The 24,201-nt window shown below is 65.3% G+C and carries 24 protein-coding genes; 2 read left to right on the plus strand and 22 right to left on the minus strand.

Annotated elements, in window-relative coordinates; genetic code table 11:
* Window positions 1–30: 30 nt before the first annotated feature.
* From argF to U5A82_RS17145, 22 genes are all read right to left on the minus strand, one after another.
* On the minus strand, window positions 31–957 hold the full coding sequence (gene argF, locus U5A82_RS17040) for an ornithine carbamoyltransferase (RefSeq protein WP_326292032.1): 927 nt from the start codon (window positions 955–957) through the stop codon (window positions 31–33).
* A gap of 118 nt (window positions 958–1,075) precedes the next feature.
* Complete coding sequence (locus tag U5A82_RS17045) at window positions 1,076–2,272, minus strand: aspartate aminotransferase family protein (protein ID WP_326292034.1); 1,197 nt, start codon at window positions 2,270–2,272, stop codon at window positions 1,076–1,078.
* A 212-nt stretch (window positions 2,273–2,484) separates the two neighbouring features.
* Window positions 2,485–2,883 (minus strand): flagellar export chaperone FliS, encoded by a 399-nt coding sequence (locus U5A82_RS17050; protein WP_326292035.1) that lies wholly within the window; start codon window positions 2,881–2,883, stop codon window positions 2,485–2,487.
* 15 nt (window positions 2,884–2,898) lie between these two features.
* Window positions 2,899–4,287 (minus strand): flagellar filament capping protein FliD, encoded by a 1,389-nt coding sequence (gene fliD, locus U5A82_RS17055; protein WP_326292036.1) that lies wholly within the window; start codon window positions 4,285–4,287, stop codon window positions 2,899–2,901.
* Window positions 4,288–4,371: 84 nt separating this feature from the next.
* Window positions 4,372–4,860 carry a hypothetical protein gene (locus U5A82_RS17060; protein ID WP_326292037.1) on the minus strand — a complete coding sequence of 163 codons (489 nt, stop codon included), beginning with the start codon at window positions 4,858–4,860 and terminating at the stop codon, window positions 4,372–4,374.
* 35 nt (window positions 4,861–4,895) lie between these two features.
* Window positions 4,896–6,083, minus strand: coding sequence for a glycosyltransferase family 87 protein (locus tag U5A82_RS17065; RefSeq protein WP_326292038.1), 1,188 nt, complete (start codon window positions 6,081–6,083; stop codon window positions 4,896–4,898).
* A 5-nt stretch (window positions 6,084–6,088) separates the two neighbouring features.
* A complete protein-coding gene (locus U5A82_RS17070) occupies window positions 6,089–7,225 on the minus strand; it encodes an EscU/YscU/HrcU family type III secretion system export apparatus switch protein (protein ID WP_326292039.1) in 1,137 nt (378 codons plus the stop codon).
* Window positions 7,226–7,228: 3 nt separating this feature from the next.
* On the minus strand, window positions 7,229–8,011 hold the full coding sequence (fliR, locus tag U5A82_RS17075; protein ID WP_326292040.1) for a flagellar biosynthetic protein FliR: 783 nt from the start codon (window positions 8,009–8,011) through the stop codon (window positions 7,229–7,231).
* Window positions 8,012–8,024: 13 nt separating this feature from the next.
* The gene (gene fliQ / locus U5A82_RS17080; protein WP_326292042.1) at window positions 8,025–8,297 is read right to left on the minus strand and encodes a flagellar biosynthesis protein FliQ; all 273 of its coding nucleotides are present in this window, start codon (window positions 8,295–8,297) and stop codon (window positions 8,025–8,027) included.
* A 105-nt stretch (window positions 8,298–8,402) separates the two neighbouring features.
* A complete protein-coding gene (fliP, locus tag U5A82_RS17085) occupies window positions 8,403–9,170 on the minus strand; it encodes a flagellar type III secretion system pore protein FliP (RefSeq protein ID WP_326292043.1) in 768 nt (255 codons plus the stop codon).
* A 97-nt stretch (window positions 9,171–9,267) separates the two neighbouring features.
* Window positions 9,268–9,531 (minus strand): FliO/MopB family protein, encoded by a 264-nt coding sequence (locus tag U5A82_RS17090; RefSeq protein WP_326292044.1) that lies wholly within the window; start codon window positions 9,529–9,531, stop codon window positions 9,268–9,270.
* An 86-nt stretch (window positions 9,532–9,617) separates the two neighbouring features.
* Complete coding sequence (gene fliN / locus U5A82_RS17095; RefSeq protein WP_326292046.1) at window positions 9,618–9,953, minus strand: flagellar motor switch protein FliN; 336 nt, start codon at window positions 9,951–9,953, stop codon at window positions 9,618–9,620.
* Window positions 9,950–10,834, minus strand: coding sequence for a flagellar motor switch protein FliM (locus U5A82_RS17100; protein WP_326292047.1), 885 nt, complete (start codon window positions 10,832–10,834; stop codon window positions 9,950–9,952). Before U5A82_RS17100 ends, fliN begins: the two co-directional genes overlap by 4 nt.
* A gap of 156 nt (window positions 10,835–10,990) precedes the next feature.
* A complete protein-coding gene (locus U5A82_RS17105; RefSeq protein WP_326292048.1) occupies window positions 10,991–11,659 on the minus strand; it encodes a flagellar basal body-associated FliL family protein in 669 nt (222 codons plus the stop codon).
* A gap of 28 nt (window positions 11,660–11,687) precedes the next feature.
* Complete coding sequence (locus U5A82_RS17110; protein ID WP_326292049.1) at window positions 11,688–14,531, minus strand: hypothetical protein; 2,844 nt, start codon at window positions 14,529–14,531, stop codon at window positions 11,688–11,690.
* A gap of 2 nt (window positions 14,532–14,533) precedes the next feature.
* Window positions 14,534–14,959, minus strand: coding sequence for a hypothetical protein (locus tag U5A82_RS17115; protein WP_326292051.1), 426 nt, complete (start codon window positions 14,957–14,959; stop codon window positions 14,534–14,536).
* A complete protein-coding gene (locus U5A82_RS17120; RefSeq protein ID WP_326292052.1) occupies window positions 14,956–16,284 on the minus strand; it encodes a FliI/YscN family ATPase in 1,329 nt (442 codons plus the stop codon). The genes U5A82_RS17115 and U5A82_RS17120 overlap by 4 nt, the downstream gene beginning before the upstream one ends.
* Entirely contained in the window at window positions 16,281–16,922 is a 642-nt protein-coding gene (locus tag U5A82_RS17125; protein WP_442802184.1) for a FliH/SctL family protein, read from the minus strand. Before U5A82_RS17125 ends, U5A82_RS17120 begins: the two co-directional genes overlap by 4 nt.
* Window positions 16,915–17,931, minus strand: a complete 1,017-nt coding sequence (gene fliG / locus U5A82_RS17130; protein WP_326292053.1) for a flagellar motor switch protein FliG — start codon at window positions 17,929–17,931, stop codon at window positions 16,915–16,917. Before fliG ends, U5A82_RS17125 begins: the two co-directional genes overlap by 8 nt.
* Window positions 17,924–19,681, minus strand: coding sequence for a flagellar basal-body MS-ring/collar protein FliF (gene fliF / locus U5A82_RS17135; RefSeq protein WP_326292054.1), 1,758 nt, complete (start codon window positions 19,679–19,681; stop codon window positions 17,924–17,926). The genes fliG and fliF overlap by 8 nt, the downstream gene beginning before the upstream one ends.
* 3 nt (window positions 19,682–19,684) lie before the next feature.
* Window positions 19,685–20,044 (minus strand): flagellar hook-basal body complex protein FliE, encoded by a 360-nt coding sequence (gene fliE / locus U5A82_RS17140; RefSeq protein WP_326292977.1) that lies wholly within the window; start codon window positions 20,042–20,044, stop codon window positions 19,685–19,687.
* Window positions 20,045–20,064: 20 nt separating this feature from the next.
* Window positions 20,065–21,354 (minus strand): sigma-54 interaction domain-containing protein, encoded by a 1,290-nt coding sequence (locus tag U5A82_RS17145; protein ID WP_326292055.1) that lies wholly within the window; start codon window positions 21,352–21,354, stop codon window positions 20,065–20,067.
* 344 nt (window positions 21,355–21,698) lie between these two features.
* Between U5A82_RS17145 and U5A82_RS17150 the strand changes: the two genes are divergently transcribed.
* Both U5A82_RS17150 and U5A82_RS17155 read left to right on the plus strand, forming a co-directional pair.
* A complete protein-coding gene (locus U5A82_RS17150) occupies window positions 21,699–22,499 on the plus strand; it encodes a flagellin N-terminal helical domain-containing protein (protein ID WP_326292057.1) in 801 nt (266 codons plus the stop codon).
* A 210-nt stretch (window positions 22,500–22,709) separates the two neighbouring features.
* Window positions 22,710–24,197 carry an OpgD/OpgG family glucan biosynthesis protein gene (locus tag U5A82_RS17155; protein ID WP_326292058.1) on the plus strand — a complete coding sequence of 496 codons (1,488 nt, stop codon included), beginning with the start codon at window positions 22,710–22,712 and terminating at the stop codon, window positions 24,195–24,197.
* Window positions 24,198–24,201: the final 4 nt, after the last annotated feature.

A 24,201-nucleotide genomic window follows, 5' to 3' on the forward strand; every position in this document is an offset into this window, starting at 1 on the left:
CGGCAGGGGAACCGACCATATAGGGTCGGGCTACAGCTTTCCAAGCGCCCAGAGCAGAACCGATTTCTGGGCATAGATGCGGTTTTCCGCCTCGTCCCAGATCAGCGATTGCGGGCCGTCTATCACCTCCGCCACGACTTCCTCGCCACGATGGGCGGGCAGGCAGTGCAGGAATTTGGCTTGGCGCTTGGCCCCGGCCATCAGTTCCGGCGTCACCTGATAGGGCATCATCGCCGCCAGCTTGGCGTCCGCATGGGCCTGCCCCATGGAGATCCAGGTGTCGGTGACGACCACGTCCGCGTTCGCCACCGCCTCCGCCGCGTCGCGGGTCAGGGTGATGATCGACCCGGCAGCGCGGGCCGCGTCGGCAAAGGCCGGGTCGGGATCATAGCCGTCGGGAATGCCCATGCGCACGTCGAACTTGAGCAACCCCGCCGCCTCCACGATCGAGTGGAGAACATTGTTGCCATCGCCCAGCCAGGCCCATTGGCTGCCCGGCAGCGCCAGCCCATGTTCCACCACGGTCAGCAGGTCGGCGACGATCTGGCACGGATGCGACAGGTCGGTCAGGCCGTTGACGACCGGAACTGTGGCGTACTGCGCCATTTCCTCGATCTTGGCATGATCGTCCGTACGGATCATGATCGCATCGCACATCCGGCTGAGGACGCGCGCGGTATCGGCGATCGTTTCGCCCCGGCCGATCTGGCTGGTGGCCCCTTCCAGGATCAGCGACGTGCCGCCCAGCTGGCGGATCGCCATGTCGAAACTGACGCGGGTCCGCGTGCTGTTCTTTTCGAAGATCATCGCCAGCGTGTGGCCGGCCAGCGGCGCGTCAGCGTCCACCGCGCCCTTGGGCTTGCCCGCCCGTGCGGCCTTCCGGTCGATGGCGTCGGCGATCATCGCGGCGATCGCGTCGCCGCCCGCGTCGGTTAGATTTAAGAAATGCTTGGTCATGGGTTCCCCCTCCATCTCCCACGCCTGTTCGGTTCGAGTAGCCTTCGAGCTTGTCGAGAAGGCGTATCGAGAACAGTTCTCGACAAGCTCGAACCGAACGGGTGTTGGAGATATAGTGTCAGGCCGCCTTGGCCTCGGCGAAGGTCCGCGCGCCCGCGGAAATCTTCTCGATGCATTCGGCGATATGGCTTTCCTCGATGACGAGGGGCGGCAGGATGCGCAGCACATTCTGCCCGGCCGACACGGCCAGCAGGCCATGATGGTCGCGCAGATGGCCGACGAAGGTGCGGGCGTCATAGCCGTCCTTCATCTTGACGCCCAGCATCAGCCCCATGCCGCGCACATCCTCGAACATGTCGTCATGATTGGGGATCAGCTGTTCCAGCGCCGCGCGCAGGCGCGCACCCATCGCCGTTACGCGCTCCAGGAAGCCCTCGGCCAGCACTTCCTCGATCACCGTCAGGCCCACGGCCATGGCGAGCGGGTTGCCGCCATAGGTGGTGCCGTGCGTACCGAAGACCATGCCCTTGGCCGCTTCCTCGGTCGCGAGGCAGGCGCCCAGCGGGAAGCCTGCGCCGATGCCCTTGGCCACTGCCATGATGTCGGGCGTGATGCCATATTGCTCATGCGCGAAGAAGGTGCCGGTGCGGGCGTAGCCGCACTGGACCTCGTCCAGGATCAGCAGCAGGCCCCGTTCGTCGCACGCCTTGCGCAGACCGGTCAGGAACGCGGCCGTCGCGGGGGTGACACCCCCCTCACCCTGCACCGGTTCCAGCAGGAAACCGGCGGTGTTGTCGTCGATCTGCGCCAGCGCGGCGTCGAGGTCGTTGAACGGCACCACGGTGAAGCCGGGCAGCAGCGGTTCGAAGCCATCGCGCATCTTGGGCTGGCTGGTGGCCGAAATCGTCCCCAGCGTCCGCCCATGGAAGGCGTTGTCGAAGCTGATGATCTTGTGCCGATGGGCATTGCCATTGGCATAATGATAGCGGCGCGCGGTCTTGATCGCGCACTCGACCGCTTCCGCACCCGAATTGGTGAAGAAGACGGTGTCGGCGAACGTATTGTCGACCAGCTTCTGCGCGAACTGCTCGCCCAGTGGCATGCCGTAGAGGTTCGACACATGCATCAGCGTCGCGGCCTGATCGGCGATCGCCTTGACCAGCTTGGGATGGCCATGGCCGAGCAGATTGACCGCAATGCCGCTGGCAAAGTCGAGATAACGCTCGCCGCGCTCGCCGATCAGATAACAGCCCTCGCCTCGCACCGGACGGACATCGCACCGGGGGTAAACGGGCATGAGCGGCGTAATCGACATGGGCCTTCCCTTTCTGGGTGATGCTGCGCGTCCTGTGCGCATTGGAAAACATTCTGAAGCCGGCTGAAACAGCCGATGGCTCGCAGAATGCGAAACTTAAGTGTAGAACGCAAAAAAGGCGGCCCCCGCCGGGCCGCCCTTATGCGAGTGCCGCCTATACAGGGGGCATGTTTGGGGCGCAACCCCGCCCGAACGGGCGGTCGCGCCGTTCCTTAACGCCCGATCTGGGTCCAGGCTTCGGCGATCTCCGCGACGATGGCATGCGCCTGATCGACCGGCTCTGCCGACCGTTCCTTGGCACCGACCAGCAACAGGCGACGGGCTTCACGATAGATTTGCGCCAGACCGACCGCAATATCGCCGCCCTTGTCGAAATCCAGGCTCGATTCGAGCGCGAACAGGATCGACATGGCCCGCGCCTGCTTGTCCGACACCTTGACCCGGTCGCCATGGCGTTCGGCCAGCGCCGCCGCTTCCAGCGCCTGGAGCAGTTCGTCGAACAGGATCTTAACCAATGCGTGCGGCGTCGCGCCTTCGGTACGGCTGCCCGAATGGACCGCTGCGTAGCGGCGTGCCGCGCTGGCGCCTGCATAACCCTGATTATAGAACATCGTTTGCGTCCCAGATTAATTGTTGCTGTTGTTCCAGACCTTGATCTGCTGTTCGAGGTAACTTTTCGTCGCGTTCAGCGCGGACAGCCGCGTTTCCATCGCCGAGTAGATTTTGGTCAGATGATCTTCGTAATTGGTCATCTTCTCGTCCAGATCCTCCAGCTGCTTGGCAAAGTCGCTGGACAGCGCCTCGTAGCGCTTCTGGGCGGATTTGAGCGGACCGTCGTCCTTTTCGATATTGTCGCGGACGCTGTCCATCAGCTTGGACAGGCCGAGGCTGGTCGTGGACGCCGTCGGGTTCACCATGTTGGCGATGCCTTCCGGGTCCGCTTCCATCGCCGACGCCAGGCGTGCCGTATCCAGCTTCAGCGTACCGTCGCGGTTGGTCGCGACGCCGATGTCGGCCAGCGTCCGGTATGTGCCGGTCGCCGACAGCTGAGTCGATGTGATCGCGGCCAGCTGACGCTTCATGTCGCGCACGCCTGCTTCCCCGTTCAGCACGCCCGCGCTGGACGAGTCCGCGCCGGTCGCCGTCGCGGTGTTCAGCGCCTTCATCAGCGTGTTGTAGGCGTCGACAAATTCCTTGAGCAGATCGGACAGACCGGCTGTGGGCTGGCTCATGGACAGGTTGACGTTTGTACCCGGCGACGCCTTGTTCAGGTCGATCCGCAGATAGGGGATCGCGTCATCCACCGTGTTGCTGGCATATTCATAGGCGACGCCGTCCAGCGTGATCTTGGCATTCTGCGCGCTCGACGTGCTGGCAAAGTTCATGCCGCCCAGGATGCTGCCGCTGTCGTTGGCGCTGGTGCTGATCGTGAAATCCTTGGCCGCGCCGGTTTCGCCCTTGAAGACGAGCCGGGTGCCCTGCGTATCGGTGACGACCCGCGCCGTCACGCCGGTGTCGCCGGCATTGATGGCGGCGGCCAGGCCGGCGAATGTGTTGTTGGTCGAATTGAGCGTGATGGTGGTCGCTACGCCCGCCGCATTGGTGATGGTGAAGCTGCCGTTGCCGATCACCGTGCTGCCCGTCGCACCACTTGTGGCACCGGACGAATAGACGCGGGCGGTGGCGAGCTGCTCCACGGTGAGCTGGGCCGGCAGGCCCTTGGGGCTGCCGCCGCTCAGCAGCGTCACTGATGCGATGCTGGGATCGTTGGACGATGCCGTGCCGGTATAGGCCGCGCCGGAGAGCACTTCGGTCAGGGCGTCGGCAAAGGTGTTGAGCGAACTCATGGCGGAAGCCAACGCGGAAACGCGCGAGGTGTTGAGCGATTGACGACCGGTGATGGCGGCCTGTTTCGGCTCGCGGGTCGCGGCCACCAGGTTGGTCACCAACGCCTGGGTGTCGATACCCGACCCTGCGTTGAGTGCCTTCAATACGCTGTTGCCTACGGTGGTCATTCGCCTTCCTTTCAAGGGGATAGAACGGCGCTAGCGACAAGACCTTTAGGAATGATTTTTTGCGGCCGCCTTTGTGCGCCAGCCCTATCGACGGACGCCCCGGCAATGTCGGACCATGGCTGCGATCAGCGGACGGGCGTGACGACCTGATCCACCGTGCCGCGCGCGACCCGCGCATGCGCGGCGTGGGCGTAGGACGCCCGTTCCACGATGCGCCTGGCCAGCACGGCGGCATGTTCGACCGCTTCCTTGCTGGCGGGGGAGCGGCACCAGCACCATGGGGCGCGGGATCATGGCCTGGATCGCGCCCGCCGCATCGTCCACGCTGCTGGTTGCGGATTGCAGGCCAGCCAGAATATCCGCGATCTGGGCATGGATTTCGGCATATTCCGCGACGCTGGCAACGTCTTCGTCCACGACCACGCCTTGCGCAGGCGCCTGCGCCGACTGCTGCACGGGCGCCTGGGTGGAACGGCTGGCCGCCACGGGCTGCACGGCCTGGACGGGCGATGCGGCACGCACGGCGGTCCTGTCGACCGGCGTCAGTTCGCTTCTCGATACATAATCGTTCATTGACGCACCATCATAATGCATCCCCAATGACAGGATTACGGCCGGGCGCAGATAAACTTTAGGCGACGCCGCAATTTTTTTTTACGGGCAGCCAGATGCACCGCCACGATGATGGGGATCAGGCCCGGCCCCGGCACGCCCACCATGCCTGCAACCAGCTGCAGCAGCGGCAGAAAGAAGACGAGAAGCGGCATTATCCTCTCCTGCCCCACCGCCAGCGCCAGCACCGCCATCGAGGCGAAGGACAGCGTGTCGTAGGACAGCATATAGGGTGTGGCCGACATGGCGCAGGCCAGGAACAGTAGGTTGGCCGACAGATCGGTCGCTGCGGGGCGCTGGCGGAAACGCCACCAGACGAGCGTCGCTGCGAACAGCGCGAGCACCATCTGCAACCCGCTCGCCAGCGGCACGGCGACGCCGACGACGCGCAGGTTCATGAACAGGGTCGCCATGAACGGGCCTGCCAGATGATCCGGGTCGCTCAACACCAGCGACTGGTTGGCGATGCCCGTTTCCCCATAGATGCGCCAGATATCGACGCCCCAGATCAGCGCAACGATCGCCGCCAGCGTCAGGCTGGAAAGGGCGGCGGCGGCAAAGGCGCGCCAGTTGCGCGTGGACAGGAACAGGACGGGAAAGAGCAGGCCCAGTTGCGGCTTGACCAGCAACAGGCCGACCAGTGCGCCCGCCAGCCAGGGACGGCTGTCGCGCCAGCGCAGCACGGACAGGATGATCGCGGCGGCGAACAGGGCGAACTGGCCGGACATGACGCCCAGCAGCGCGGCGGGCGAGGCCAGCAGAAGCGCCGTAATCCGCCACTTTGCGTCGGTCAGCGATGCCGTCCAGGGGCGCAGCGCAACAGCGAAAGCGACAGTTCCACACATAGTCCACAGCGCCAGCGCGGGTAGATAGGGCAGCAGGCCAAAGGGCGCGGCGACCAGCATCGCGACCGGCGGATAGGACCAGAGCTGCCCCGGATAACCGGCCCCCACGATCGGCCCCAGCGCCGCGATATAGGTGTCTAACTCGTAGTATCTTTCGGGGTTCGCTTCCCACGCCGCGCGGCCGTACATCCAGATGTTGAGGAAGTCGCGCCCTACCACCAGAGACGTGCCGTCGCGCGGCATCCCCTGCCCCGGCGTCAGCGTGAACAGATAGGCGGGAACAAAGACCAGCAGCAGCAGGCCCGCCCCGACCCACAGGATACGCAGCCGGTCGGCCATGCCGCCTATTGCTTCCGCCCGTCGGCGTCGAAGCGCAGGTCGTCGGGCACGGTGATGAAGGGGCGATCCATTTCGCTCGCCATCTTGTTTTCCACCCGGAATACGAAGGCGAGGACCGTCGCCACCGCCATATATAGCCCTTCGTTGACGATCTGGCCGGGGCGGGACGTGAAATAGACGGCGCGCGCCAATTCGGGATATTGGAGGACGGGCACGCTATTCTGGTCCGCCAGTTCGCGGATCGACGCGGCGATCGCATCGCACCCGCGCGCGACCACGACCGGTGCGGCGTCCACGCCGGGCTTGTAGCGCAGCGCGACCGCGAAATGGGTGGGGTTGGTGATGATGACGCTGGCTTCGGCCACCGCCTGCCGCGTCGAGCCGTTCAGCACCTCGAACTGGCGGCGGCGGATCTGGCCCTTCACCTCGGGCGATCCTTCGCTTTCCTTATGCTCGTCCTTGATCTCCTGCTTGCTCATGCCCAGCCGTTTGGCGCGCTGCATGATCTGTGCGGGCACGTCGATGCCCGCGATCAGGAACAGGCCGCCCGCCATGATGAGGCAGGTCAGGATGAAGAGGTTGCCCAGGTCCGCCATGGCGGGCGCGACGCCCATCTTCCCCAGCGCCGTGATCTGCGTCAGCCGATCCCAGATGAACCAGATGCCGATGCTGCCGAGCAGGCCGATCTTGGCGATGGATTTCACCAGTTCGACCAGGCCCTGCGTCCCGAAAATCTTCTTGAGACCGGCGGCGGGGTTCATCTTCGACGCCTTGGGCGCGAAGGCGCCGGGGCGAAAGCCGAGCGAGCCCAGCAACGCCGGGGCGGCAATCGCGGCGATGAAGGTCGCCAGCATCACGCCCGCAGCGGGTATGGCGATCGTGCCCAGCAGTTCGGCCCCGCGCGCAGCAGGCGAGAAGTCGATAATGTCCTCCCGCCGGAAGCGCAGCGCATCGCTCAGCATGTCGGAGAGCGCGTCGATCAGCGACGGGCCGGTGATCGCCAGCCAGGCGATGCCTGCCATCACCACCAGCGCCGTGCCCAGTTCGCGCGACTGGAGGATGTCGCCCTTCTTGGCGGCGTCATCCAGCTTCTTCTGGGTCGGTTTTTCGGTCTTTTCGCCGCCGCCGGGACTGTCCGCCATGGCTCAGCGTCCTTCCGCGATCATCTGGGCCTGCTCCAGGCCCGCCTTGAGCGAGGCCGTCATGCCCTCGGCCATGATCGGCGCGGCGATCGCGAGCAGGACGAGACCCGCCATCATCGCGACGGGGATGCCGACCGCAAACAGGTTGAGCGAGGGCGCGGCGCGCGCCAGCATGCCCATGACGATCTGCACCAGCACCAACGCGAAAGCGACCGGCAGCGCAACGGTGACGCCCGCCCCCAGCAGCGATCCGCCGAACGATATCAGCCGCCAGATCGTATCGTTGGACAGGATGCCCGCGCCCGGCGGGATCGCCTGGTAACTTTGCACGACGAAGCTGGCGAGCAGCAGATGGCCGTCCATGCCCAGCAACAGGAAGGTGGCGAGGATGGACAGGAAGGTGCCCACCACCTGGGTCGACTGGCCCGACGAGGGATCGACCATCGCCGCGAAGTTGAGGCCCATCGCGGTGCCGATCGTCTCCCCCGCGACGAAGGCGGCGGCGTAGCCGATCTGGACTGCGAAGCCGAGCGCCAGGCCCGCCATGACTTCGCCCGCGACCATCATCACGCCTTCGAAACTGGCGACGCCGTCCTGCGGCAGGGTGATGGTCACGCTGTTGAGCGCGGCGAGGCCCAGCGCCAGGCTGAGGATCAGGCGCAGTTGCAGCGGCACGGCGGGCGCGCCGAAGACCGGTGCGGCGATGAAGGCCGCGCCCGGCCGGATCATGGCGATCAGCCAGATCCAAAGCTGGTTTTCGACCCCGGCGAAGCCCGGCGCGATCATGGCCGCCTCATGCTCACTGGAGCAGGTCCGGGATGCGTTCGAAGATTTCGCGGGTGAAGTCGGCGATCAGCACCATGATCGATCCGCCGAACAGCGCCAGCATGCCGCCTACGACGATGATCTTGGGAATGAAGCTCAACGTCTGTTCGTTGATCGAGGTCGCCGCCTGCACCATGCCGATGATGAGGCCCGCGATCAGCGCCGGGATCAGCACGGGCGCGGCGGCAAGCGCCGTGATCCACAGCGCCTGCTGCGCCAATCCTAGGAAGAAATCGGCATTTTCCATGGGACTATATTTCCCATTCCGTTCGGTTCGAGCCTGTCGAGAACGCAGCCTGGTGCATGGTTCTCGACAAGCTCGAACTGAACGGATGTGGGAGCAGGTGGCGGCTCATGTCGCGAAAGACCCCGCCAGCGACCCCATGGTCAGCGCCCAGCCGTCCACTAGCACGAACAGCAGCAGTTTGAACGGCATGGATATGATGGTGGGCGACAGCATCATCATGCCGAGCGCCATCAGCGTGGACGCGACGACCAGATCGATGATGAGGAAGGGCAGGAAGATCATGAAGCCGATCTGGAACGCCGTCTTCAATTCGCTGGTGACGAAGGCGGGCAGCAGGATCGTGAAAGGGATGTCGTCGGGCGTGCGGAAAGCCGGCGCCTTGGCGAGGTTCTGGAACAGCTTGAGGTCGCTTTCGCGGGTCTGCTTGGCCATGAAGCCGTGCAGCACCTTGCCAGACCGGCCAACCGCTTCCTCGATGCTGATCTGACCCTTGCCATAAGGGTCGAAGGCCTGGGCGTTGATCGCGTCGATCGCGGGGCGCATCACGAACAGGGAGAGGAAGAGGGTGAGGCCGACCAGCACCTGGTTAGGCGGGGTCTGTTGCAGGCCCAGCGCCTGACGCAGCAGCGACAGGACTATGATGATGCGGGTGAAGCTGGTCATCATGAGCACGAGCGACGGCAGCACCGTCAGCAGGCTCATCAGGACGAGGATTTGCAGGCTGAGCGAGAGCGATCGGCCGTCGCCCGAAATCTGCCCCATGGCACGGCTCAGCGCGCCGCCATTGTCGACCGGCGGGGCGGCGGCGGGCGCGGCCTGCGCGAAGGCGGGGACGGTGAAGAGGATGAGGGCTGCGAACGCTAAAATCGTCATCCCAGCTAGAGCGGGAGTCCATTTCCACAGCGTGTCTTTGGAATGCAAAGCTGGGGACCGGGTTCCTGCCTGCGCGGGAACACTGCAGCTTGAAAGATCAGCGCAGGCGGACATGATCGCCTTCCGCGATCTTCTCGATCTTGCTGCGGGTGACAGACAGCAATATCTTTTTGCCTTCGAACTCGACCACGGCGAGCTTGCCGAAGGCGCCCATCGGCAGCGCTTCGAGCAGCTTTAAGGAGCGGTCCCCCTGCCCCGCCAGCATGCCGGGCTGATATTTGCGCCACAGCCACAGCGCGCCAAAGGCCATGCCGCCCACCAGCGGGAGCATGATCAGCAGTTTGACGAAATACCAGAACATGAAATGGCCTGCCCGCAGCTATGGTTAACAGCGCCTGCGATCCGCAGTTTCGCGGCCGAAGGCAAGCGCAAAGTGATGGTTGCCCGTCAACCGCGCCGTTCGATACCGGCCAGGCGGTTTTCGGTGGCCGCGATATCCACGATGCGGATGCCATAGCGGCCGTTGACCGTCACCACCTCGCCCTTGGCGATCAGCGCGCCATTGACCATGATGTCGAGCAGATCGTCGGCCTGGCGGTCCAGTTCCACGATGCTGCCCTCGGCCAGATCCATGACTTCGGCCAGGCGCAACGAGGTCGAGCCGACCTCCACAGACATGCGCACGGGGATATCGGCCAGCAGCTTGAACTGACGATTGTTGGTCATCTTGGCCAACGGATCTTCGCCCCGGTCCATGCGGGGGGCTTCGCTCATGTCGCTCATTGATCGGGTTCCTGTGCAAGCTTTTCAATCTGGAAGGCGGCGCGGCCGTCCTGTTCGCCGATCGTGCCATGCGCGACGATGCGGTTTCCCACGATCAGCGGCAGCGATCGGCCGATGGTGACGGGAATGACGTCGCCGACCTTGAGCTGCATCAGCTCCGCCAGCGAGAGGTTGGGACGTGCCAATACGGTACGCGCTGGCATGCGGATGTCGCGCATGCGGCGAGCGATGCGCGTCTGCCAGACGGGATCGCGATGTTCTTCGTCCGTGGGCATGTTGCTGCCCATCAGCGCTTCGACGCCGCGCAGGGCCGACAGCGGGAAGACCAGGTCGATCGGCCATTCCTGTTCGCGGGTGAGGGAGACGGTGAAGCGTTGCAGCACCATCTGGTCGCCCGGCTGCGCGGCGGCGGCATAGCCCACTGCGCTTTCGCGCAGGACCAGGCCGTGTTCCAGCGGCAATATGTCGGCCCAGGTTTCGACCAGCCGGGCGACGATGGTGTCGGCCAGCCGGGCGATCAGCCGATCTTCGGTCGGTGTGAATTCGCCGCGCGCGGGCAGCGCGCGGTTGCCGATGCCGCCATAGAAGCAATCGACCATGGTGGAGATCATCGCCGCGTCCATGCGCAGCAGCATCTGCCCCTTCAAGGGCAGCAGGCGATAGATGGACAGGCTGCAAAAGGCGGGTACTTCCGCCGTCCATGCGCCAAAGTCCAGAACGCGCGTATCCTGCGCGGTGATATGCGGGCGCACGCCCGCGATCGGCTCTATCAAGGCGCGCATGCGCCGACCGAGCTTCTCGCTCAGCCGGTCCAGCCCCGACAGCATGATCGGCGCTTGCGAATCCCCGCGCCCGAAGGCGTAGGTCTGTACGTCGTCCATCTTGGTCCCCTGCACCATGACGGATCAGGGGCCGTCCCGATCCTTTGGTGCAGCGCCATTAATAACGAAAATGGTAAAATTGGGGTTAATAGGGCGACGACCCGTGCCCGCAACGATCGTCGAAGGACAGGATCGCTGCGGGCGTTGCCGAATGGCTTACTGGATCACGAAGTTCGTGAAATAGACGTTGTCGACGCCGCCATAGCCAGTCTTCTGCTTCAGGACATCGTTGATGATGGTCTTGAGCTTGCCCTGGAGCGCCTGCTTGCCCTGCGGCGTGTCGAGCACTTCCTGCGGCTGCTGCGCCAACATCATCAGCACCTGGCTGCGGATCGGCATCTCATGCTGCTTGATCGCGGCGATCACGCGATAATCATAATAGCTCGACACCGCGATGCTGATCTGGGCGAAGGCGTCGGTATCCGACATGTTGGATGTGAAGGGCTGTTGCAGCTGGAAATAGGTGGCCTGATAGGCGGCCGGATTGACCGGCGTGGGCAGATCGATGCCCTTGCCCGGCGCGTGACCCGCTGACGCGGCATGGCTTTCGCCGCCGCCAGCGGCATGACCGCCGCCTTCGCCGCCGCCACCGCCCTCGCCCGCCCAGCCATGGGCCGTGGCGACCGCCTGCGCGTCCTCACCGGCCAGGACCAGCACCGGCTTGTTGGGATCTTCCTTCGGCCCTTCCGCCTTGGGGCTGAAAAAGCCTGCGGCGTACAGCCCGCCTGCCGCGCCTGCACCACCTACGACGACACCCACGACCAGCAGCAGGATCATCTTCATGCTCCCGCCTTTTTTCTTCTTGGCCTTCGGCTCGTCGCTCATCGTTCTGGTCCCCTGGGATTAGCGCCGGTCACGCGTAGCGCGCGCGAACGGCCTCGCCGGCGCTTTCGCCGACGTCCATATGGTTAAGAACGGCCGCGTCATTCCCGGCTTTATGCCCAAGGGCGATATTTTCGCGTGGCTGCCCGCGTCCCTGCATGTGCGACTGGCCGGACTGTCCCATATTCTGACCCATCGCCTGCTGCGCATTCTGGTTGGCGTTGCCCGACTGCTGTTGCGAGGGGCTTTGATTGCCGCTGCTGTCGGCGCGCGCGGGTTCCGCGACATGCGGCGTCCGTTCGACCTTCACGTCGCTGATGCGGATGGCGGACAGGCCCGCATCCAGTTTCAGCCGGTCGCCTTCCTGCCGCAAGACGCGTTCGGCCGCTTCCGTCGCGACGGTCAGGCTGACGGCCGCGCCGCCGTCGCCCTGCCGGATATCGACCTGGATCGGGCCAAGCTGATCCGCGTTGATCTGAAAACGGCCCTGCGCACCATTGGCCGACAGGCCCGCAATGTCGCGGGCCAGCCCGTCGATCCATTGGCCCGACACGCCCATATCCACCACCTGCGCGCCCAGGCTGGCGGACAGGTCTATGGTCGGGATGGCAGGCGCGGTCGCGGTGGGCTGCACGGTCGGTTGCGTCGTGGCGGCCAGCGGCACAGCGCTGTCTTTTATGGCTGGCGGCAGAATGGCAAGCGGCGCGTCAGGCCTGCTATCCCGATCGGGTGCCAATACAGGCGCTGCGCCTTCGGTGCGACGAGGCGCACGAAGGCTCATATGGTCGCGGACCAGTTGCAGCAGGGACACGGCTTCCGCGCGCGCAGGCTTGGCTGGCGGGGCCGGAGCGTCCGTTGGCGGCAGTTCGGGCGCGATGGCCGGTTGCACCTCCGATACTACAGCAGTTTGCGGCGCTGATGACGACGGGATGGGGGCGGGCGCGACCGGAACGGCGCGCACGATCACGGGCGCAGGATCGGCCGTCTGGCGCGCGGTATCGTCAGGACGCACGGATGCGATGGTCGGGTCGGACGGCACGGCATCGATGGGCGGACGGACGGCCGTCGGCGAGGCAGCCACCACAGAGATGTCGACAGGATCGGTCGTGACGCCCGCAACCGGCGCTGCGCTGGGCGCGAATGAAGCGGACGACGTAGGGCCGTCGGGGATTGCAGCGGCGTCGCCATGATCCGGTGCCGCCGGGATTTGCGCCGCGACACGCATCGGAGACGATGGCTTCTCCGCGATATCCTGGCCGACGGTCGCAGCGATGTCGGTGGTCGACCCGTCAGGCGCTTGCCTGACAACCTCGACCAAGGTCGATGGAGCCGCGTCGGCGCCGGGCATGACGGGCGCGCCCGCTGTTGCGGTGGGCGTGGTGGGAACTGGCGCCGCTATCGGCGTCGAGGACGATGGCGTCGCTGCCGGACCAGGGAGGACTGGCACCTCCGCTGTCGCGGCGGGCATGGTGGGAACTTGCGCCGCTGTCGGTGTCGAGGATGAGGGCATCCCAGCCGGACCAGCGACAATGGGGCCGTTGCTGGTCGCCGCAGAGTTGGTCGGCACCTGCACCGCGACAGGGGTAGACGGCTTGGTAGCTATGGCGGCAGGCATCGAAACTGCGCGCGGGCCATCGGGGACGCCGACGTCGGGCTGCGCAGTCATCGGCAATGGTCCGGCCACCACCGGCTGTGCTAGGGGCGAGATAAGGATCGGCATATCCTGACCGATGTCCTGAACGACGGGTGATGGTGTATCGTCGGCCGGCGAAGCATCCTCCATGTCCGGCGTGTCGCGCGCAACGTCTGACGATGCGATGGCCAAGGGGGTGGACGACGAGACGTCGTGCGGCCGGGCATGATGCGCCACTGGCGCCATGGGAACGGTGGCAGCAGGCGGGATGGTCGCGGCAGGCGCGGCAGGCGCGGCAGGCGCGGCAGGCGCGGCAGGCGCGGCAGGCGCGGCAGGCGCGGCAGGCGCAATGGATGGCTGCGATTCTACCGCAAGCGCAAAGGGCGGCGGTGTGACGACGCCTTCCACGATCGGACTGGCGTCGTCCTGCGTGCGTGTCTGCGGCAGAGCTGGCACTGCTGGTTCAATATCGGCGGCCTGTGGCGGCATCGTGGGGACGGGTGCTTCGGCAAGCGGTGTCGCAACTGGCTGCGCCGACTGCGCCACGACCGGCTGCGCGATCGAGGGTTGTGATTCTACCGCGAGCCCAAAGGGCGGCGGTGTGACGACGCCCTTTGGGCTCGCGCTGGCGTCGATTTGCATTCCTGTATGCGGCAGAGCTGGCACTGTTGGTTCGATATCGGCAGCCTGGGGCGGCATCGTTGGGACCGGCGCTTCGGCAAGCGGTGTCACAACTGGTTGCGCCGACTGCGTCAAGACGGGCTGCGCTAAGGGTTTAGCGATCGGCGGCGCGGGCGGTGTCGCGACAGGGGCGAGCGACGCAGGGCGGGAGGCATCGTGCCCTTCCTTGGTCACCATTGCGATGACAGCGGGTTGGGGTTCGCTTATTTCGACGGGGATGACAGGAAGGTCATATCCCGCCCTGTCGGGCATGTCGACGGGATCGGAATCTGGCAGCGTGGTCGCACGCCAGACCTGCATATCGACAGGCGCGAAGCGGGGCGGCCCGGCGGCTTCTTCGCGCGTTACGACATCCTCTTCCGCCAGGAGCGCCTGCGCGAGCGGCTTACCAAGCGGCACGGACGCAGCCTGACCGGCCGGTGCGCTGCCGACGACGTTCAGCAGTTGCGCGAAATCGGGCGTGCCATCCACGGGCGCGGCATCCCCCTTCACATTCAACGATAGGGGCGCCGACAGGGGCGTGGTGAACAACAGCGCCTTAAGGCTGGTCAGCATGGTCATCGTCAAACGTCCCCGTTCCGCTGCATGCGGCGATAGCGCGGCAAGGCCGCGAGCTTATTCTCTCGCCACTCCTCCAGGTTCGCGCGGGCGCGGTCCTTGAGGCGGGTGGCGATTTCCTTCTCGCGGTTCGCTGCAAGAGTCATGCCTTCTTTGGCTTCCACCTTGCGCTTGGCATCATAAAGCGCGCCGTCGAGCTGCCGCCCGGCCTGTTCCAGACGGGTCGCCAGTTCCTGCATCGCGGCAAAGGAGGCGCCGGTCGCCATCCCTTCCGTCTCGAACAATTCGCTGCGCACCTTGCGCAAGCGGTCGATATTGCGGGCCAGGCCATCGGCTTCATCGCGCGCGCGCGCGGTGTCCGCCACGGCCATGGCGTGCTGGACATGGCGGACGCGCAACACGCGCTGGCGGCGGCCGACCAGCCCCTTCATGCGCTAAAGCCTGCGATCAGCGCATCGGCGCTGGTGCCGAGATCGATGCGGCTTTTCTGGTCCTGACGGATGAAGTCGAGGATTTCCTGACGGCGGCGGACCGCTTCGTCGATGACGGGATCGTTGCCGGGGCGATAGGCACCCATCAGGATGAGGTCGCGATTTTCCTCATAGGCGGCCCAGAGGCGGCGGTAATTGGCGGCGGCCACGCGATGGTCGTCATCCACCACATCGGCCATGACGCGCGACAAGGACTTGCCGATGTCGATGGCGGGAAAGATGGATTGTTCGGACAGGTGCCGCGACAGGACGAAATGGCCGTCCACGATGGCGCGGGCGGCGTCGACGATCGGATCGTCGGTGTCGTCGCCATCGGCCAGCACGGTGTAGAGCGCAGTGATCGATCCGCCGGTGCGGGCGTCCACCCCTGCCCTTTCGACCAAGCGGGGAATGAGCGCCAGGGCGGACGGCGGATAGCCCTTCATCGCGGGCGGTTCGCCCAGCGCCAGACCGATTTCCCGCTGCGCATGGGCGCAACGGGTGAGGCTGTCGATGAGGAGCAGCACCTTCTTGCCACGGGCGCGATAATATTCGGCGATGGCGGTGGCGCGCGCGGCGGCGCGCAGGCGCAGCACCGGGGGATGATCGGCGGGGACGGCGACGACGATGCTCTTGTGCATCGTGTGCTTGAGCTTGGTTTCCAAGAAGTCGCTGACTTCGCGGCCGCGTTCGCCGATCAGGCCGACGACGACGATGTCGGCTTCGGCCCCGGCAATCATCTGGCCCATCAGCACGGATTTACCCACGCCGGAGCCAGCGATGATGGCGATGCGCTGGCCGCGACCGGCGGTGAGCAGCGCGTTGACGGCGCGGACGCCGAGGTCGAAGGCTTCGGTGACGCGGCCCCGGTCGAGGACATTGCCCTTCACGCCGTTCAAGGGCCAGGTGCCGCCCGCGATGATCGGCCCCTTGCGGTCGAGCGGCTGGCCCATGGCGTCTATGACGCGACCGATCAGGCCGTCGCCGACCTGCACCATATTGGCCTGGCTGTCGGGTTCGACGCGGATGCCGTTTTCCAGCGGCGCGTCGGCGTCCAGCGGGACCAGCAGGGTGCGGTCGCCGCGGAAGCCAACGACTTCGGCGCGACAGACGGAGCCGTCGCTGGCCATGACGCGCGCGCCAGAGCCGATCGGACGACGAAAGCCGGTGACTTCCAGCATGCCCGCATCATGGCTGACCAGTCGGCCGATGCGGCGGGGCGCGCGGTTCTGGACCTGGAGATGGTCGAACAGGCTTTCGGCCTGGGCCAGCGCGGCGCGGATCAAGGCTTGCCCTCCATATCGTCCATCAGCGCGCGCAGCCGCGCCAGGCGCACGTCCGGGCCATCCTCGACCCAGCCGTCGGCGGTTTCGAGCCGCACACAGCCGCGATGCATGGCCTTGTCGCCGACCAGCTTGACGCCGATCGTCTCGCCTTCCAGCAGGGTGATGTCGTCGGGATGGAGGTGCAGCGCGCTCTTGCCCTCATTATCTTCGATGAAGGCGGCGACGGTGTCGCAGCGCTGCACCAGCCGTTCGATGTCGATTTCGACCTCACCGACAATCTGTTCGACCAGGCGGACGACGGTGGCCGACAACATGGTCGACAACATGCCGCTGGGCGCGGGCGCGAGCATTTCCAGCGCCTGCGTCAGGCGTTCGCGCGCGTCGGCTTCCTCGCCATGGGTCTGGGCGGTGACGCGGCAGCCTTCGTCGAACCCCATGGTGAAGGCTTCCATCCGGGCCTCCTCCATCAGGTCGATTTCCGGCTCCGCTTCGATCACGCCGTTGCGCATCGTGGCGGGTCCGGTCTGTCCGGGCAAAGCGGCATAGAGACTGCGAAAGCCGCCTTCGACCGGGCGAAAACCGGCGACCGCCACCGGTGTCGCATCCTGAACCGCAACATTGCCCCAAAAGTTAGACAAAGTCGTTCCCCTTGCCGCCCAGCATGATGGTGCCGGCGTCGGCCATGCGGCGCGCGGTGGCGATGATGAGCTTCTGCGCGTCGATCACTTCGGCGAGGCGAATCGGCCCGCGTTCCTCGATCTCGTCGGCGATCGCCTGCGCGGCGCGCGCTGACATGCAACTGAAGATCTTCGCCTTCAAAATGTCGTTCGCGCCCTTGAGCGCCACGACCAGCACCTGGCTGTCGACGGTGCGCATCAGTGTGCCCAGATTCTTGTCGTCCATGTCGATGAGGTTGTCGAAGACGAACATCTCCTCCTCGATCGTCTGGGCGATCATCTTGTCGCGCTTGGCGACAGCCTTCATGATCCGCTGTTCATTGTCCTTGCGGACATTGTTCATGATCGCGGCCGCTTCGACCGTGCCGCCGCGCTGCGACGCCGCGCCCTGCTTTTTCACAGGACCGCGCAGCAGCAGTTGTTCCAGATCGTCCAGCGCCTCATTAGACACGGGGCCGAGCGTGGCGATGCGATAGACGATCTCTTCCTGATATTCGGACGGCAGCAGTTGCAGCACGTCGGCCGCGACCGGCGCCTCCAGATGGGCCAGCACGATCGCCATGATCTGCGGATGCTCCATTTCGATCAGCACGCCGATTTCCTTGGCATCCATCCACTTCAGCATTTCCAGCTGGGTGGAACGGGTCGGCGGGGTGATGCGCGCCAGGATGGTTTCCGCGCGCTCCTCGCCCAACGCCTTGGTCATCGCGCCGCGGATATGGCGGGTCGCGCCATAGCCGATGGTGGTGCGCTTCTTGGCCTTGGTGACGAAATGGTCGAGCGCCTCGTTCACTTCCTCGGGATCGACATCCTGCACGTCATACATGGCATAGCCAAGCTGGCGCACTTCGTCGGGTTCCAGGCGGGACAATATCTGGGCGGCTTCATCCTCGTCAAAGAGCATGAGCAGGACTGCGGCGGCGGCGCTGCCTTTCAGCGCCTCGGGACGACCGGGAACGATCTCAGGCATTTTCTTTCTTCCCCTCCTTCAGGAGGTCGCGGACGACGAGCGCGGCCCGATCGGGGTCCTGCTTGACGAAATTGCGGATGAGGTCGGCGCGCTGCGCATAGTCATAGGTGGACGAGATCATATCCAGCGTGATCTTGGGCGCGGCGCCATCGGGCGTCAGGACGGTCGCCTGTTTGGTGATCTCGCTCGAAATCTCGCGACCGATGGCCTGGCCGGTTTCGGCGGTTTGCGCGACCTGGGCGTCCTGCGCGGCGGCACGACGCTTGAGCAGCGGACGGCCGATGCCGAAGATCACCAGCAGCGCGACCAGCAAAGCCGACACGTTGCGCACCAGTGGCGACATCCAGTCGGCTTCGTACCAGGGGGTCGTCGCTTCTTCGGTCTTGAGGAAGCTGCGTGAAGACAGGGCTACCACGTCGCCGCGGGTCTGGTCGAAACCGACCGCGCCCTTCACCAGCGCTTCCAACGCGGCGATTTCCTGCGGCGTGCGCGCCTTGCCATCCGGCGCGGTGTCCAGCGCGACGGCGACCGACAGGCGCTTGACCGTGCCGATGGCGTCGCGGGTGACGGAAACTTCCCGGCCCAGTTCGAAGCTGCGGTTGAAGGTTTCTTCCGTCTTCATCAGCGGGTTGGGCGGCGTGCCGGGCTGGCCCGCCTGCGCACCCTGCGCCGTTTGCCCCTGCGTCACCGCCTGACCGTTGGGATTGGTCTGGGTCACGGTCGGGTTGACCGGGGCCTGGTTGCTGAGCGCGCCGGGGATGCCCGATGCTTCACCCGTACCCTGGCCGCGCGGATCGGACGCCCAGGTGCCCGTTTCGTTGCGCAGGCGCGCTTCGTCCTGCGGATAGGTTTCGCGGGTAGCCTGACGCTCCGCGAAGTTCAGTTCGGCATGCACCTCGGTCGAGAAATTGCCCTGACCCAGGATGGGCGTCAGCAGCGCGATCACCGACTGGCGATAGCGATCCTCGATCTTGCCCTGCACGGCAAGCTGGCGATCGTCGGCGGCGTTGCCGTCGTTGTTGCTGAGCAGGCGGCCATTCTGGTCGACAACCGAAATATCGTCCGGGTTGAGTTCCGGGATCGAGGAGGCGACGAGATGGACGATCGCGCTGACCTGCGCATCGGTGAGCGTGCGGCCATTGGCGAGGCGCAGCATCACCGAGGCGGAGGGTTTGGACCGTTCGCGCAGGAAGACGCTGGGCGGTTCGACGGCCAGATGCACCTTGGCGGTTTCGACGCTATCGATCGCCTCGATCGTGCGGGCGAGATCCATTTCGCGGGCGGAGCGCAGCTTTTCGCCTTCGACGGCACGCGATGCGCCCATCGGCAGGCTGTCGATCATGCTGTTGCCGTCGGGCGCGCTCTTGGGCAGGCCCTGGGCGGCGAGCATCATCTTCGCCTTGAAATAATCGTCCTGCCCGACGGTCATGCCGCCGCTATTGTCGAAGCCATATTTGATGCCGCTCTGGTCCAGCACCTGCGCGACGGCGGACTTGTCGCTGTCGGGCAAGGCGCGGAACAGGTCGCGCTGCGGCGGTTCGCGCAGCGCAAGCCAGGCCGCGCCCGCTACCGCGACGGTGCCGAGCAGGCCGAGCAGCGGCAGGCTCTTTGCCACGGCGGGTTGTTTGATGAAGCCGGTGAAGCGCGCCTTGAGCGCGTCCACACCCTTGGCCCCGGTCCCGAAGGCAGGGCTGGTGGCAAGAGTGGGCGCCGATGCGCCGACATTGGTGCTGAGTGCGTTCTCGCTCATGGTTTAAACCGGCATGCTCATAATGTCCTTATAGGCGGACAGGAGTTTGTTGCGGACCTGGAGGGTCGCTTCGAAGCTGACCGAAGCCTGCTGCTTGGCCAGCATGACCGCGGCGATGTCGGTCGTTTCGCCCCGTTCGAACGAGGCGGCGGCTTCGCCAGCCTGGTTCTGCAGGCCGTTGACCTGTTGCAGCGCGCTGTTGAGCGCTTCGGTAAAGCCGCCGGGCGCGGTGCCCTGCGTGCCGCCGGGACCGGATGCGCCGCCGACCGGCCCGGTCGACGCGACATCGCGCAGGGCCGCGTTCTTTTGCAGGATGGCGTTGCGGATCGCCATGACGCTGTCGGTGGGTGAAACGCCGTTGATGGCCATGGTTCAGCCCTCCTTCAAGCCGCTGCCAGCTCGCGCATTTCGGCGAGCCGATAGCGCAGCGTGCGTTCGGAAATGCCCAGCTTGCGGGCGGCGGCGGCACGGTGACCATCGGTTTCGCGCAAGGCGATGCGGATGGCTTCCAGCTTGCTGTGATGCGCGACGTCGCGCAGGCGGGTCGGCTCGACCGCGATGGATGCGGGCGCGACGATCGGCGTGACGACGCGCAGCGGCTGCGGCGCACGAGCGAGGTGCAGGTCGTCCGCCTCGATCATGTCGCCGTCGCGCAGCACCAGCGCGCGCTGGAGCAGATTGCCCAGTTCGCGCGCATTGCCGGGAAAGGCGTGAGCGGTCAGCTTGTCCATCGCATCGGCGGTCGGCCAGACGAAACCGGCCTTCGCCATATCCTGGTGGCGCAGCAGCATGGCTGCGGCGATCGCGGCCACGTCGCCGGGACGTTCGGCCAGCGGGCGCAGTTCCAGCGGCATGACGTTCAAACGCCAGTAGAGATCTTCGCGGAAGCGGCCGGCGGCGACTTCCTGCGCGAGGTTGCGGTTGCAGGCCGCGATGATGCGGACGTTGACCGGCACCGGATGGGTCGCACCGACGGGCAGAACTTCGCCTTCCTGCAACGCGCGCAGCAGCTTGGACTGAAGCGAAAGCGGCAGTTCGGCGATTTCGTCGAGAAACAGCGTGCCGCCATCCGCCGCCAGGAACAGCCCTTCCGAGGCGTTGGCCGCGCCGGTGAAGCTGCCCTTTTTATGACCGAACAGCATCGCTTCCATCATGGTTTCAGGCAGCGCGGCGCAGTTGACGGCGATGAAGTCGTGGGCGATGCGGCCCGACTGGGCATGAAGGAAGCGCGCCATGCCTTCCTTGCCGGTGCCGGTGTCGCCCTGGATCAGCACGGTGGCATCGCTCCGGGCGACGCGGCTGGCCAGCGTCATGAGACGAGCGCTGCCGCCGTCGCCGACGGCGGGAACCGATGCCGGGCGAACGAGTTCAGCGATCAGGGCAAAGGCAAAACCCATGTCCGCGATGCCGAAAGCGACGCGCGCGGGCAGGCCGTTTGCGGCCGGAACCAGCGAAGGCGCGCCATCCCGCACGTTGAGCAGGATGTCGCGATGGGTGGCATGGCCGATTTCGGTCGCCAGCAATATCCGCTTGCCTTCCTGTTCGCGGCTATCGGCCCGTTCACGGGGGCTGGCGGCATCGACTATTCGTACGGTGTAATAGGCATTTTCAAGCCAGTGCTGCAGCCCCGGAAGAAGCGCGCAGACGCCACGGCTCACGTCTAGTGTCGACATGAACAAAACCCCAATATTTGGCTGGCTAGTACCCCCGTACGCCCCAGTCCCCTTCGATGGTTAATAAATACCGCGCCTGTGGTTATCAGATAGTTAACGCGGTGGGTCCGCTTGCCGCGTGGCGGCAGTTTTTTTCCGGCAAAAACGGCAATTTATGCGACTTTAGTGTGAAGCGCACGCGTCGCGCCCGCGTAAGGGCGATTCTGGCCCGGACGAATCGCACCTTTTTCAAAAAAAACGACCCCGGCGCTAAAGGCCTGACGCGCCCCGCCGTTATCCCCCTTCGAGGCCGCAGACGCTCCGACGGATGGCAGCGACCTGATATTGGATAGAAAGGGAACACCATGACTGTTATCGGAACCAACACTGCAGCGCTGCGCTCGGCCAACGCTTCTTCGGCCGCCACCAAGGCGCTGGGCACCGCGATGGAACGCCTGTCGACCGGCAAGCGCATCAACAGCGCGAAGGACGACGCCGCTGGCCTAGCCATCGCATCGACCATGACCGCGCAGATCAAGGGCATGACCCAGGGCATCCGCAACGCCAATGACGGCATCAGCCTGGCGCAGACGGCGGAAGGCGCGCTGAACGAAGTCAGCAACATGCTGCAGCGCATGCGTGAACTGACGGTGCAGCGCACCAACGGCACGAACAGCACCGAAGCGGTCGCCAACATCGACGCCGAAAAGGATCAACTGTCGGTCCAGATCAACGACATCCTGACCAAGACGGAATTCAACGGCAAGGCGCTGTTCCCGACCACGGCTTCGACCGTGACGATCCAGGCCGGCGCCAACGACACCGACACCGTTTCCATCAGCCTGAGCGCCATCAGCGTTTCAGCGGTAGCCGGCGCCTCTGCAGCGGTCGACACCGCAGACCTGGGTGACTTCGACACCGTGCTGCAGACGGTCGCCACCGCCCGCGCCACGCTCGGCGCCGTGCAGAACCGCCTGGAATCGTCGGTCAACAACCTGACCAACAACATCACCAACCTGACCGATGCCCGCAGCCGCATCGAAGACGCCGACTTCTCGGCCGAAACGACGGCGCTCGCCAAGCAGCAGATCCTGAGCCAGGCGTCGACCGCGATGCTGGCGCAGGCCAACCAGAGCCAGCAGGGCGTTCTGAAGCTGATCGGCTAAGTCGCAACAAGATTGGTCGGCTGAGGTATTGGTCACCGCCAGCCGCCCATGGTGACCCCGGCACATCAACAGTCCCCACCGTGCCGGGGCCACACCCTTCGATCGAACGACCAGATTTTCGAAGCCTCCGTCCCCCCGGGCGGAGGCTTCTTTATGCTATTGGGGATACAAGGCTTGGCTTGGCCGTTTTGCCCATCCATGATGACGTCCATGACCCAGATAGATCGGCGCGCGATGATCGCCGCCACCGGCGCCGCCCTCCTCCTCCGTCCCGACACGCTGCTGGCGCAAAGCGGCGAGGCCTTCTCCTGGGCCGCGCTGGTGGCTCAGGCGCAGCGCCTGTCCCGCGCGCCGTTCAAGGACACCCCGCTGCATCCCGGCGCGGCCAAGGTGGATTATGACGCGCTGCATAAGGCGCGCTTCCGCGACGAGCGCACCTTATGGGGCGACCTGCCCGGCGACACCGGCATCCGCTTCTTTCCGCTGTCCGCCAATGCCGCGCAGCCGGTATCGATCGCCACGATCGAGAAGGGGCGCGCGACCCCGTTGCGCTATGATCCGACCATGTTCGAGACACCGGCTGGCAATGCCGTGGCGGCGCTGGGGCCGGATGCGGGTTTTGCCGGTTTCCGTATCATGAACGCCAAGCGCGATGGCGACTGGCTATCCTTCCTTGGGGCAAGCTATTTTCGCGCGCCCAGTCCGCAAAAACAGTTCGGCCTGTCCGCTCGCGCCATCGCGATCAACACCAGCTTGCAGGGCAAGGAAGAATTTCCGCGTTTTACCCATTTCTGGCTGGAGCGGACGGGCAATAGCAGCGTCACCATCTATGCGCTGCTGGACGGCGCATCGATCACCGGCGCTTTCCGCTTCGTCAGCAGCCTGGGGCCGCAAGGGGTGCAGCAGGACGTGACCGCCGCGCTGTTCCCCCGGCGGGCGATCCCGGAACTCGGGCTGATGCCGATGACGAGCATGTTCTGGTACGATCAGGCGAACCGCACGCAGGGCACCGACTGGCGGCCGGAAATCCACGATAGCGACATGCTGTCCATCGCCAGCGCCGACGGCACCGCCCATGCCCGCCCGATCGTCAATCCGTCGGCACCGCATTTCAGCGCCTTCAAGGAGGTAAACCCCAAGGGGTTCGGGCTGCTGCAACGCGATCGGAATTTCGATCATTATCAGGATGACGGCGTGTTCTACGATCGGCGCCCGTCGCTATGGGCGACACCGGCCAAGCCGCTGGGCGCGGGCGATGTGCGCCTCTACGCCTTTCCCACCGACAGCGAATATACCGACAATGTCGCCGCTTATTGGACCCCAGCGGCCGCGCCGCGCGCAGGCACGCGGATAGACCTGGCCTATCGGCTGGGCTGGTCGGCGGCGCAGACCCCTGCGTCCACCGGGATCGCCACGGTGGACAATATCTGGCGCGGACGGGGCGACGGCCCCGACGCCGACCGGCTGGTAATCGATTTTACCGGCATACCGGCCAATGCGAAGCCCGATATCTGGGCCGATGTGGCCGGTGGCAGCCTGGTCAAGAAGGCGGGCTACCCCATATTGGGGCGTGATGGCCTGTTCCGCGTGATACTCGACATACAGCGCGCGCGGGGCAAGTCAGCGAATATCCGCCTGCAATTGCGCGATGGCAATCGCACTTCGAGCGAATATGTGCATTATCCATTGGGTGTGTGAAGGG

It is taken from the genome of Sphingobium sp. CR2-8 (genome assembly GCF_035818615.1).
Lineage (GTDB): Bacteria > Pseudomonadota > Alphaproteobacteria > Sphingomonadales > Sphingomonadaceae > Sphingobium.

Coding starts and splice junctions, on each gene's coding strand:
- U5A82_RS17100 (WP_326292047.1), bottom strand. CDS start 10,834: ATGGACGACGTACAGACCTACGCCTTCGGGCGCGGGGATTCGCAAGCG.
- fliQ (WP_326292042.1), bottom strand. CDS start 8,297: ATGGAAAATGCCGATTTCTTCCTAGGATTGGCGCAGCAGGCGCTGTGG.
- fliR (WP_326292040.1), bottom strand. CDS start 8,011: ATGATCGCGCCGGGCTTCGCCGGGGTCGAAAACCAGCTTTGGATCTGG.
- fliN (WP_326292046.1), bottom strand. CDS start 9,953: ATGAGCGACATGAGCGAAGCCCCCCGCATGGACCGGGGCGAAGATCCG.
- U5A82_RS17105 (WP_326292048.1), bottom strand. CDS start 11,659: ATGAGCGACGAGCCGAAGGCCAAGAAGAAAAAAGGCGGGAGCATGAAG.
- U5A82_RS17045 (WP_326292034.1), bottom strand. CDS start 2,272: ATGTCGATTACGCCGCTCATGCCCGTTTACCCCCGGTGCGATGTCCGT.
- U5A82_RS17060 (WP_326292037.1), bottom strand. CDS start 4,860: ATGAACGATTATGTATCGAGAAGCGAACTGACGCCGGTCGACAGGACC.
- fliP (WP_326292043.1), bottom strand. CDS start 9,170: ATGACGATTTTAGCGTTCGCAGCCCTCATCCTCTTCACCGTCCCCGCC.
- U5A82_RS17155 (WP_326292058.1), top strand. CDS start 22,710: ATGACCCAGATAGATCGGCGCGCGATGATCGCCGCCACCGGCGCCGCC.
- U5A82_RS17115 (WP_326292051.1), bottom strand. CDS start 14,959: ATGAAGGGGCTGGTCGGCCGCCGCCAGCGCGTGTTGCGCGTCCGCCAT.
- argF (WP_326292032.1), bottom strand. CDS start 957: ATGACCAAGCATTTCTTAAATCTAACCGACGCGGGCGGCGACGCGATC.
- fliG (WP_326292053.1), bottom strand. CDS start 17,931: ATGCCTGAGATCGTTCCCGGTCGTCCCGAGGCGCTGAAAGGCAGCGCC.
- U5A82_RS17065 (WP_326292038.1), bottom strand. CDS start 6,083: ATGGCCGACCGGCTGCGTATCCTGTGGGTCGGGGCGGGCCTGCTGCTG.
- U5A82_RS17090 (WP_326292044.1), bottom strand. CDS start 9,531: ATGTTCTGGTATTTCGTCAAACTGCTGATCATGCTCCCGCTGGTGGGC.
- U5A82_RS17110 (WP_326292049.1), bottom strand. CDS start 14,531: ATGACCATGCTGACCAGCCTTAAGGCGCTGTTGTTCACCACGCCCCTG.
- U5A82_RS17150 (WP_326292057.1), top strand. CDS start 21,699: ATGACTGTTATCGGAACCAACACTGCAGCGCTGCGCTCGGCCAACGCT.
- U5A82_RS17145 (WP_326292055.1), bottom strand. CDS start 21,354: ATGTCGACACTAGACGTGAGCCGTGGCGTCTGCGCGCTTCTTCCGGGG.
- U5A82_RS17070 (WP_326292039.1), bottom strand. CDS start 7,225: ATGGCGGACAGTCCCGGCGGCGGCGAAAAGACCGAAAAACCGACCCAG.
- fliF (WP_326292054.1), bottom strand. CDS start 19,681: ATGAGCGAGAACGCACTCAGCACCAATGTCGGCGCATCGGCGCCCACT.
- fliD (WP_326292036.1), bottom strand. CDS start 4,287: ATGACCACCGTAGGCAACAGCGTATTGAAGGCACTCAACGCAGGGTCG.
- U5A82_RS17050 (WP_326292035.1), bottom strand. CDS start 2,883: ATGTTCTATAATCAGGGTTATGCAGGCGCCAGCGCGGCACGCCGCTAC.